General features: G+C 40.1%; 4 protein-coding genes and 2 rRNA genes. All 6 read right to left on the bottom strand.

Going from position 1 to position 11,964, the window contains the following annotated elements; genetic code table 11:
• Window positions 1-53: 53 nt before the first annotated feature.
• A complete protein-coding gene (locus A6B43_RS05370; protein ID WP_237306859.1) occupies window positions 54-1,763 on the bottom strand; it encodes a ribonucleoside-diphosphate reductase subunit alpha in 1,710 nt (569 codons plus the stop codon).
• Window positions 1,750-2,727 (bottom strand): ribonucleotide-diphosphate reductase subunit beta, encoded by a 978-nt coding sequence (locus tag A6B43_RS05365; RefSeq protein ID WP_124211797.1) that lies wholly within the window; start codon window positions 2,725-2,727, stop codon window positions 1,750-1,752. Before A6B43_RS05365 ends, A6B43_RS05370 begins: the two co-directional genes overlap by 14 nt.
• A 284-nt stretch (window positions 2,728-3,011) precedes the next feature.
• On the bottom strand, window positions 3,012-6,617 hold the full coding sequence (putA, locus tag A6B43_RS05360; RefSeq protein ID WP_124211798.1) for a bifunctional proline dehydrogenase/L-glutamate gamma-semialdehyde dehydrogenase PutA: 3,606 nt from the start codon (window positions 6,615-6,617) through the stop codon (window positions 3,012-3,014).
• Between the two features lie 125 nt (window positions 6,618-6,742).
• Window positions 6,743-8,251, bottom strand: a complete 1,509-nt coding sequence (putP, locus tag A6B43_RS05355; RefSeq protein ID WP_124211799.1) for a sodium/proline symporter PutP — start codon at window positions 8,249-8,251, stop codon at window positions 6,743-6,745.
• Between the two features lie 386 nt (window positions 8,252-8,637).
• Window positions 8,638-8,753: ribosomal RNA gene (rrf, locus tag A6B43_RS05350) — 5S ribosomal RNA — on the bottom strand.
• A gap of 185 nt (window positions 8,754-8,938) precedes the next feature.
• A 23S ribosomal RNA gene (locus tag A6B43_RS05345) occupies window positions 8,939-11,836 on the bottom strand.
• Window positions 11,837-11,964: the final 128 nt, after the last annotated feature.

The following is an 11,964-nucleotide window of genomic DNA, read 5'->3' as shown; positions in this document are numbered from 1 at the left end:
AATATTGCTAATCTCACCGCTTGCTTTTCTAAAGCGAAATAACGCTCTCGTTATTACCCTTCACAACTACTGCAGCTTAATAAATTGCGGTTAAATACTTGAGCTGCACTCATTGAGTATTGGTAGTAAATGGACTTTAAGCCCAACTCTTCTGCCGTAAGATACAGTTTATTTAAATCACGGGCAGGCGTTGCTGGGTGTACCATAATGTTAATGCTTTGCCCTTGGTCAATATATTTTTGACGCTGTGCTGCCTGCTGAATAACACTTAACTGGCTAATTTCTGAGAATGTTTTAAATACTTCTTTTTCATGATCAGTTAATTCAGCTAAATGCTGAATAGAACCATCATTTAATAAAATACTTTCCCAAACTTCTTCTGTATCCAATCCTTTATCTTGCAATAATTTCTCTAAGAATGGATTTTTATAGACCGTTTTAATTTTTGCTAAGTCTTTTACATAATAATTTGATTTAAACGGCTCAACTGAAGGCGACACACTCCCTAAAATAAAGCTACTTGATTTAGTTGGTGCAACACTCATTAACGTTGTATTACGACGGCCATAACCTTTTAAAAGCTCTGGTTCACCAAAAAGTTCTGCTAACTCTTTCGAAGCTTTTAGTGTTTTTTCCTGCAATGTTTTGAAAATTAAGTTATTTTTCTGCATTGCATCAAAGCTATCAAAAGCAATATTATTCGCCTGCAAATAACTATGCCAGCCCAATACACCTAAGCCTAACGCACGGTGACGAGTGGCAAAACGGTTCGCTTTATGTAAAAACGGAATTGTCGCACTTTTCTCAATAAATTCAGACATCACCACATCTAAGAAGTAAGTTAAAACTTCGGGAGCATCCGTTTCTTTCCACTCATCAAAATAGAGCAAATTCATTGAAGATAAACAGCAAACAAAGCTCTCTTCTTCATTCGCTGGCAGCATAATTTCTGTACACAAATTAGAGGCGTGTACCGTCATATTTTTATCTTTATAGACATCAGGACGCCCTGCATTGGCGTTATCTTTAAAGAATAAATACGGGATACCTGTTTCTGTTTTACGTTGCAAAATTTTTGCCCAAAGTTGGCGCTTGTAAGGATCACCCGCTTTCATTGATTCTAGCCAATCGTGTCCGACACAAACCCCGTAGTACATTAACTGAATAGGGTTGCCTTCTGTGTGAATATCTAACCATTCATCAATGTCGCCGTGTTCAATATCAATATAACCTGCAAACTGACCTTTACGAGATGTGCCTTGTGAAATCACATCAATCACGGTATCAAACAATTTACTGAAATTGAATGATCCATCTGATTTACCATTATTTTTAATTGCGGAGCCGCGAGGGCGAATATCACCAAAATAGGCTGACGTACCACCCCCAGTTTTACTCATCATGCCAACTTCTGCCGTTGTTTCCATAATTTCATGAATTGAGTCGCCAATATAGCTACCAAAACAAGAAATCGGTAAACCACGGTCTAATCCAAAATTTGACCAAATAGGCGAAGAAAGCGAGAAATACCCTCGAGCCATATAGTGATAGAATTTATCCGCATAGCCTTCAATACCAAGTTTACTCTCTGCGTGCTCAGCAATGAATCGGATACGTTCAAGGGCTGTTGTACCTTCAAGTAAATAGCCACGCTGTAAAAATAAACGGCTATCATCATTTAGCCAGTGGAAATCTGGGCGATTTACATCGGTATAGCCCAATTCAAATAATTTTGGTTGGTAATAAGAGTTAGAATAAGTCATCTGCGGTAATCTGTTTCATTTTTTTGCTGTAATCAGTACTACGTTTGTTAAAGAAATCAGTCTCTTTTGTTGAGATAATTTCAATATCAAACCACTCAGTTTCTTTAAACATATCAGGATCAATATCATACGGTGGTTCTAAACCTAATGCTATTAAAGAGTTGTTATAACGACTCATAATATAATTTTCGACCGTTTTGCGACTAATAAAGCTTAAATCGCCTTCTTCAAAAATCCAGTCTAGAATACCTCGCTCAGCTTCAAGCGCTTGGTTTGCTAACACTTTTAACTCTTCAAAAAATTCAGGTGTAAATAATTCCGAATGTTCATTACGCAAAATTTCATACAACGCAATACCAAAACGTCCGTGAATTTCTTCTTCTTTGGAAGTCGCCTCTACGGCATTGGAAATACCTTTAAAAATATTCCGTTGCTTATTAAACGACATCATAATCAAGAATTGACCAAACAATGAAATATGTTCTACAAATAGCGAAAAAAGCACAAGGGATAAAACAAACTGTTTATTTCCTTCATCTTTTTCACGCATAAATTCTTCCATATATTCAATCCGTTTCATTAACGGCTTGATATCGGTAATTTGCGAGAACATTTCATTTAAACCCAGTTTTTCCAGTAAAAATGAGTACGCATCTTTATGGCGAACTTCACTTTCAGCGAATGTTCCGCCAACATCATCAATTTCAGGCTTTGGGAAATAGCGATATAGATCGCCCCAGAAACGTTTTACATTCACTTCTACCTGTGAAATCGCTAACATTGTGCGTGTTAAAACGTGACGTTCGTGATCATTGATATTGGTTCGATAATCTTGAATATCACCCGTAAAATTAAATTCCGTATGTAACCAGTAAGAATGACGAATTGCATCTTTAAATTCAAGTAATTCAGGGTATTCATACGGCTTAATTTGAATGCGTTTTTTAAAAATATTGCGAGGCATAGGAAAGACACCTAAATACGAAAAGTTAAAATTTGTAGGGGTATTCTATCGACTTTTTTTTCTATCTCAAGACCTTGACAAACGGTGGTGTCTTATCGGTTCGTAGGAGTGATTGATTTTAAAGGGAAAATATTTTTCTATCTTACTAGCTACTACATCTTGTGGTAAGTTTCTATCAAATCCACAAGATGTAGTGGTTACAAGCGTTCAGATTTGCTATATTTTTGCAAAAAATATTCAAAACCTAACCGCTTGTTTATCCTTTCAACAGGAAATGATGAAAGCTAATCCATTTCGCTCATTAAACTTGCATTACCGCCTGCTGCTGCCGTGTTAATACTAATCGCTTTTTCGTGTATCAGTGGTAAAAGCGATAAAGCAAGATCAAGGCTTTCAATGTAAGTTAAAATTGCCCCCTCACGTTGTGCAAAATGGGCTTTTTGCTCTTGGGATAACGGATCTAATACAATAAGAGTACTTAATTGTGCTATATCATTGAAATCATTAACCACTTGAACTAACTCACCGAAATGGTGTGCGACATTAGCCAATTCACTTTCTTTCTCAACAACCGCTTTACTACCACAAACAACAATCGCAATTAACGCTTGAACTTGTTGATAGAGCGAGCCATTACCAATAGCAATTACTGGACGAGGTTCAAAACGCATAAAGTTATTTTCACCAGTAATACCCTGCATTTTAAATACTTTACCCAACGGAGATTGGCGGCTTAGACTTGTCAGTAAATCCAACGTATTTTGAGCCTCTGAACCAGATAGAACAGAGTTAATCCCTGCTAATAATGGCTCATAACTCACCGCTTGCACATCTCCTTCTAAACCATTTAACGACCATTCTGTACGATTTACTAAACGTTGTAGATAAAGTGGCCCACCCGCTTTTGGTCCTGTACCTGATAATCCCATACCACCAAAAGGTTGCACCCCAACAACTGCGCCTACTGTATTACGATTAACATATAAATTCCCTGCATGGATCGTATTCAGCCATAAATCAACCGTTTCATCAATTCGGCTATGTAGGCCACTGGTTAAACCAAAGCCCGTTGAATTAATATCATTTATAACTTGAGATAAGTTTCTCGCATCAAACCGAATGACATGCAATACAGGACCAAAGACTTCGTGTTTCAGTTGCTGAATATTATCAATTTCTAATAACGTAGGCGGAACAAAAATCCCGTTTTTTGCAATTTCAGCATCTATTGGTACTTGATAGTAAGATTTTGCAACTGCTTTCATTGCATCAATATGACTTAATAGGCGACGTTGTGCTGTTTCATCGATCACTGGTCCAACATCTGTATCCAAATGTTGTGGTAACCCTACTTTCAACTCTGCCATTGCACCTTTTAGCATCGCAATAATATGATCAGCAACATCACGCTGTAGATATAATACTCGTAACGCAGAACAACGCTGTCCCGCAGAATCAAATGCTGAATTTAAAACATCTGCAACGACCTGTTCACCCAGTGCTGAACTATCTACAATCATTGCATTTTGCCCGCCCGTTTCAGCAACAAGCGGTACGATATGCTCCAATTTTTGCAAATTCACATTGATACTTTTCGCAGTATCTGTTGAACCAGTGAAAATCACACCATTTACACGATAATCGGTAACTAATCTCTCTCCAATAACTTTCCCACTACCAGGTAAACATTGCAACGCATTTTTCGGAATACCTGCTTGATGAAATAAGCTCACTGCATAATGTGCCATTAATGAAGTTTGTTCAGCAGGTTTAGCTAATACCACATTACCAGCAACTAATGCAGATGACACTTCACCAACAAAAATAGCAAGAGGGAAATTCCACGGGCTAATCGCTACAATAATTCCTCTTGGATTACGATAGCCCTCTGGGTTTAAACGGACTTCCCTTGCATAATAACGGCAGAAATCAACCGCCTCACGTACTTCAGCAATCGCATTATTGAGCGTTTTTCCAGCCTCTCGCACAGCTAGATCAAATAATTGAGGCATATTTTCTTCCATTAAATCTGCCATTTTTTCTAGCATTTCTGCACGTGCTACGGGAGACGTTTGTTGCCATTGTGCTTTAAATTTCTCTGCTGCGGCAAATGCAGCTGTAACATCACCAACAGTTGCATCAAAGACTTCGCCTACAATTTCTTCCCGATTTGCGGGATTATAAACTTCACGTTTTTCAGCATTATCAGATTGATGATCAGCCAATTGTGCTGCCGCAATATATTTTTTACTACTCAAGGTATTTAACTGTTGTTCTAAAGCCTGTAAATGAATAGCATCAGATAGATCATAGCCTTTTGAATTTTTACGTTGTTCTGCAAATAGAGAGACAGGTAGAGGAATTTTAGGGTGCATAGTCCCCCCAGTTTTGTGGGTAACCACAATAGGATCTTGAGTTAAATCATCAATCGTTAAATTCTCATCAACAATTTGATTTACGAACGAGCTATTTGCCCCGTTTTCTAACAATCTACGAACTAAATAAGCGAGTAGTGTCTGATAAGATCCAACTGGAGCATAAATACGACATTGTACATCAAGGTTATTTTTCCCAACTACTTGATCATAGAGGGTTTCACCCATACCGTGTAAACACTGGAATTCAAACTTTTTCCCTTTAGCAAGGTAGTAAATCGTAGCTAATGTTTGCGCATTATGAGTTGCAAATTGTGGATAAATAACATCTTGAGCTGCTAATAATTTTTTAGCACATACAATATAATTTAAATCCGTATGAACCTTACGAGAAAAAACAGGGTAGCCTTCTGCTCCGTCCATTTGTGCCCGTTTAATTTCACTGTCCCAATACGCACCTTTAACTAAACGGATCATTAGCTGCCGATTATTTTCACGAGCTTTCGTAATTAAATAATCAACCACTGCTGTACACCGCTTTTGATATGTTTGAACAACGAAGCCAATACCTTGAAATCCAGCTAAATCAGGATCACTTAATAGCTTATCTATTAAGTCTAATGATAATTCAAGCCGATCCGCTTCTTCTGCATCGATATTTAAACTAATATCATATTTTTTAGCTAACAAGAACAAATCTTTTAACTGTGGATAAAGTTCATCTAATACTCGTTGATGCTGAGCTAAATTATAACGAGGATGAATTGCGGATAATTTTACTGAAATACCCGAAGAATTATAAACGCCCAGACCACGTGAAACAGCTCCCACTGCGTGAATAGCTGCAATATAATCATTATAATAACGTTTTGCATCTTCACGAGTGAAAGCTGCTTCACCTAACATATCGTAGCTATATCGATAGCCCATCGCAAAACGCTTTTCGCCCTGTTTAATCGCTTCCTGAATTGTTTCGCCTGTAACAAATTGTTTTCCTAGTAAACGCATCGCAACATCAACACCACGACGAATTAAAGGCTCTCCACCTTTTGAAATTAGACGAGATAAAGAAGAAGCTAAACCACTTTCACTATGTGTCGAAACCAATTTTCCTGTAATAACTAACCCCCAAGCTGCAGCATTTACAAATAATGATGGACTATTACCTGTATGCGAACGCCAATCTCCTTTAGCAATTTTATCTCGGATTAATTTATCTGCTGTTGCTGTATCTGGAATACGCAATAATGCCTCAGCCAAACACATCAACGCTACCCCCTCTTGACTCGAAAGGGAAAACTCATGCATTAACGCATCAACACCACTTGCTTTTTTACGATCAGCTCGAACCTTTTCTACAAGTTTAGTCGTTAATGCTTTGATCTGTTCGGAATATTCTTCTGTTTCTGCTTGCTCAACGAGTTGTGCAACCAATGTTTGCTCGTCAATACGATAATGCTGACTTAAAGTAGGGCGAAGAGTAGTGGATTTCGGTAAAATTTGGTATGAAGACATTATTTTCTCCTAAAGATACAACAAAATAGATAACAGTAAATAGCAGTAAAAAATTAGTTAATCTCACCGCTTGTTTAACTTGAAAAAAAAGACGAGAGGTTCATCACCTAACGTCTTCTTACATTTTATTTATTCATTTCTGAATAGTATGCTTTTTCTGCTTTTTCAAAGGTTTCTACAATTTCTAATTTCGGTGCTGGAGTGATTAAAGACACAACAACAATCGCAAGAGTTGCTAAAATAAAACCTGGAATCATTTCATAAATTCCACTATTTGGCACAAAATCATTCCAAAAAACAACAACTAATGCACCCGTTATCATTCCAGCCATTGTTCCCGAAATATTCATACGTTTCCAAAATAATGACAAAATCACAACTGGGCCAAATGCGCATCCAAAGCCTGCCCACGCATAAGATACAAGCCCTAATACTTTACTATTTGGATCTTGTGCTAAAGCAATTGCTAACAATGCAATAGCAAGTACCATCGCACGACCAAGCCAAACTAACTCTTTTTGGCTCGCATTTGGGCGTAAGATTCCTTTATAAAAATCTTCAGTAATCGCACTCGCACAAATTAATAATTGACCACTCAACGTACTCATTACTGCGGCTAAAATTGCAGAAAGTAACACACCTGCAATCCACGGATTAAATAAGATTTTTGCTAATTCAATAAAAATTTGTTCATGATTTTGATTAACAACAGCTCCCTGTTCTGGGTGAACAAAGAAATATGCTTGCCCAAAGAAACCAATACCAACGGCACCTAATAAGCAAATAATCATCCAAATCATACTAATACGGCGAGCATTTGGGATTGCTCTCGCACTTTCCGCCGACATAAAACGGGCAAGAATATGTGGCTGTCCAAAATAACCCAATCCCCATGCTGATAAACTTAACAAACCAATAAAAGAGGTACCAGTAAATATATCAGTAAAATCTTTATTTACTGCCGCACCTGCCTGTGCAATCACTACCTCAGTCTGTTCAATACCACCTAAATTGATAAGCACAAAAATTGGGGTTAAGAAAAGTGCAAATAGCATTAATGTAGCTTGAATAGTATCTGTCCAGCTAACTGCAAGGAAACCACCAATAAAAGTGTAAATAATCGTTGCTAATGCACCATACCAAAGTGCCGTAGAATAAGGGACATTAAATAAATTCTCAAATAAACGAGCGCCAGCAACGACACCTGAAGCACAATAAATTGCAAAGAAAAAGAGAATAATTGTTGCAGAAACAATTTTTAATATTTTTGTTTTATCACTAAAACGATGATGAAAATATTCAGGAAGGGTTAAAGAATTAGCATTAAATTCAGTATAAGTACGTAAACGCCCTGCCACAAATAGCCAATTACAATAAGCGCCAATTGTTAAACCAATTGCAATCCATCCTTCAACTAACCCTGCGGCATAAATTGCGCCAGGTAGCCCCATTAGAAGCCAACCAGACATATCTGATGCTCCCGCTGATAAACCTGTTACAAAGCTACCTAAACGACGACCACCAAGAATATAATCCGATAAATTATGGGTAAAACGATAAGCAATAAATCCAATTGAAATCATTCCGATAATATAAATCAAAAATGTTGTTGTTGTTGGATCAAAACCAAACATAGTATGTTCTCCTATTTTAAATTCTGTTAAATATAACAGAAATACTCGAAAAATAGAGCCTAATATAGCTTAAAAGACTACTATTTATTCTTTCTTTAATATCTAAAACAGTATAAAGGAAAAGACATACTCAACTTACTATTTATTAACAAATTTGTGATACATATAACATTTTATTTTCAGTTAAGCGATGAGATGATGAGATTTTTCCCATAACATAATAACTTTTCAATTCAGAAAGAAAAGCTTGCAATCTACGTTGTTTAGACTAAGAAGTTTGTGCTGTTTAGTTTATCTTCTATCTCGCCTTACTGTTTTAATTACTTTCCCTATTTTCCCCATAGCAAAAACCCCAAGGTCTCTCAACCTTGGGGTTATCTATAAAACCCTGATGGTGCCCTACTCTCACATGGGGAATCCCCACACTACCATCGGCATTACTGCGTTTCACTTCTGAGTTCGGTATGGAGTCAGGTGGGACCACAGCACTCTGGCCATCAGGAAAATTCTTTCCATCTATCTATTCTTTTTTCTATCACGTTACTTATTCTACTATTACTCGATGTAACGCATAGTCTCTTCTTTATTTCTCTAAAAACAAGCTGTCTGAACCTTTCTTCATTCATCTTTCGTTATCTTCTATAACCAATCTTTACCCTACATCAACTCCAAAACACTTGAGGTTGTATGGTTAAGCCTCTCGGGCAATTAGTATGGGTTAGCTCAATGTATCACTACACTTACACACCCCACCTATCTACGTCGTAGTCTCCAACAACCCTTACAGTCTTATAGACTGGGAGAACTCATCTCTTGGCAAGTTTCGTGCTTATATGCTTTCAGCACTTATCTCTTCCGCATTTAGCTACCCAGCAATGCCTCTGGCGAGACAACTGGAACACCAGTGATGCGTCCACTCCGGTCCTCTCGTACTAGGAGCAGCCCCAATCAATTCTCCAACGCCCACGGCAGATAGGGACCGAACTGTCTCACGACGTTCTAAACCCAGCTCGCGTACCACTTTAAATGGCGAACAGCCATACCCTTGGGACCTACTTCAGCCCCAGGATGTGATGAGCCGACATCGAGGTGCCAAACACCGCCGTCGATATGAACTCTTGGGCGGTATCAGCCTGTTATCCCCGGAGTACCTTTTATCCGTTGAGCGATGGCCCTTCCATTCAGAACCACCGGATCACTATGACCTGCTTTCGCACCTGCTCGACTTGTCTGTCTCGCAGTTAAGCTTGCTTCTACCATTGCACTAACCTGACGATGTCCGACCGTCATTAGCAAACCTTCGTGCTCCTCCGTTACTCTTTGGGAGGAGACCGCCCCAGTCAAACTACCCACCAGACACTGTCCGAGACCACGTTTCGTAATCTTCGTTAGAACATCAAACGTTAAAGGGTGGTATTTCAAGGACGCCTCCACAATGACTAGCGTCACTGCTTCAAAGGCTCCCACCTATCCTACACATCAAAATTCAATGTTCAGTGTCAAGCTATAGTAAAGGTTCACGGGGTCTTTCCGTCTAGCCGCGGGTACACCGCATCTTCACGGCGATTTCAATTTCACTGAGTCTCGGGTGGAGACAGCCTGGCCATCATTATGCCATTCGTGCAGGTCGGAACTTACCCGACAAGGAATTTCGCTACCTTAGGACCGTTATAGTTACGGCCGCCGTTTACTGGGGCTTCGATCAGGAGCTTCTCTTTCGATAACACCATCAATTAACCTTCCAGCACCGGGCAGGCATCACACCCTATACGTCCACTTTCGTGTTTGCAGAGTGCTGTGTTTTTAATAAACAGTTGCAGCCAGCTGGTATCTTCGACTTACTTCACCTTCGTCCGCAAGGGACTACAATTACCATAAGCGCACCTTCTCCCGAAGTTACGGTGCTATTTTGCCTAGTTCCTTCACCCGAGTTCTCTCAAGCGCCTGAGTATTCTCTACCTGACCACCTGTGTCGGTTTTCAGTACGGTTTAGATAAACCTGAAGCTTAGTGGCTTTTCCTGGAAGCGTGGTATCAGTTACTTCGTGTCCGTAGACACTCGTCATCAGTTCTCAGTGTTAAGAGAGACCGGATTTGCCTAATCTCTCCACCTACCGCCTTAAACAGACATCCAACAGTCTGCTAACCTAACCTTCTCCGTCCCCACATCGCAGTTTATCCAAGTACGGGAATATTAACCCGTTTCCCATCGACTACGCTTTTCAGCCTCGCCTTAGGGGCCGACTCACCCTGCCCCGATTAACGTTGGACAGGAACCCTTGGTCTTCCGGCGAACGAGTTTTTCACTCGTTTTATCGTTACTTATGTCAGCATTCGCACTTGTGATACGTCCAGCAAACCTCTCGATTCACCTTCATCCGCTTACACAACGCTCCCCTACCCAACAGACTTTCGTCTGATGCCGCAGCTTCGGTGACTAGTTTTAGCCCCGTTACATCTTCCGCGCAGGCCGACTCGACTAGTGAGCTATTACGCTTTCTTTAAATGGTGGCTGCTTCTAAGCCAACATCCTAGCTGTCTAAGCCTTCCCACTTCGTTTCCCACTTAACTAGTACTTTGGGACCTTAGCTGGCGGTCTGGGTTGTTTCCCTCTTCACGACGAACGTTAGCACCCGCCGTGTGTCTCCTATGCATTACTCTTCGGTATTCGCAGTTTGCATCGGGTTGGTAAGCCGGGATGGCCCCCTAGCCGAAACAGTGCTCTACCCCCGAAGGTATTCACATAAGGCTCTACCTAAATAGATTTCGGGGAGAACCAGCTATCTCCCGGTTTGATTGGCCTTTCACCCCCAGCCACAAGTCATCCGCTAATTTTTCAACATTAGTCGGTTCGGTCCTCCAGTTAGTGTTACCCAACCTTCAACCTGCCCATGGCTAGATCACCGGGTTTCGGGTCTATACCTTGCAACTACATCGCCCAGTTAAGACTCGGTTTCCCTACGGCTCCCCTATTCGGTTAACCTTGCTACAAAATATAAGTCGCTGACCCATTATACAAAAGGTACGCAGTCACAGATTGCTCCGCTCCCACTGCTTGTACGTACACGGTTTCAGGTTCTATTTCACTCCCCTCACTGGGGTTCTTTTCGCCTTTCCCTCACGGTACTGGTTCACTATCGGTCAATCAGGAGTATTTAGCCTTGGAGGATGGTCCCCCCATCTTCAAACAGGATATCACGTGTCCCGCCCTACTTATTGTAAGCTTAGTTCCACAAAAAACTATTTAAGTACGGGGCTATCACCCGCTATGGCTCGACTTCCCAGACGATTCCTCTTAATTTATTGCTAAAACTTACTGGCTCTTCCGCGTTCGCTCGCCGCTACTGACAGAATCTCGGTTGATTTCTTTTCCTCGGGGTACTTAGATGTTTCAGTTCTCCCGGTTTGCTTCCTTAGCCTATGTATTCAGCTAAGGATAGTAGATTCTTCATCTACTGGGTTTCCCCATTCGGATATCTTGGATTAAACGCCTCTTATCGACTCATCCAAGCTTTTCGCAGATTAGCACGTCCTTCTTCGCCTCTGATTGCCTAGGCATCCACCGTGTACGCTTAGTCACTTAACCATACAACCTCAAATATTTTGGATTTGTGTTGATATCGGTAAACAACTGGTTATTTGCTTGTGTGCTTTTGTTCACACAAGGCTTTTCTTTACTCAGACTTTTTGGCGTGATGAGAAAACTCTTAATAA

The organism is Vespertiliibacter pulmonis, from assembly GCF_013377275.1.
Classification (GTDB): domain Bacteria; phylum Pseudomonadota; class Gammaproteobacteria; order Enterobacterales; family Pasteurellaceae; genus Vespertiliibacter; species Vespertiliibacter pulmonis.
Note: the sequence above shows the minus strand (reverse complement) of the source record. Positions and strands in the feature narration are given on the sequence as shown.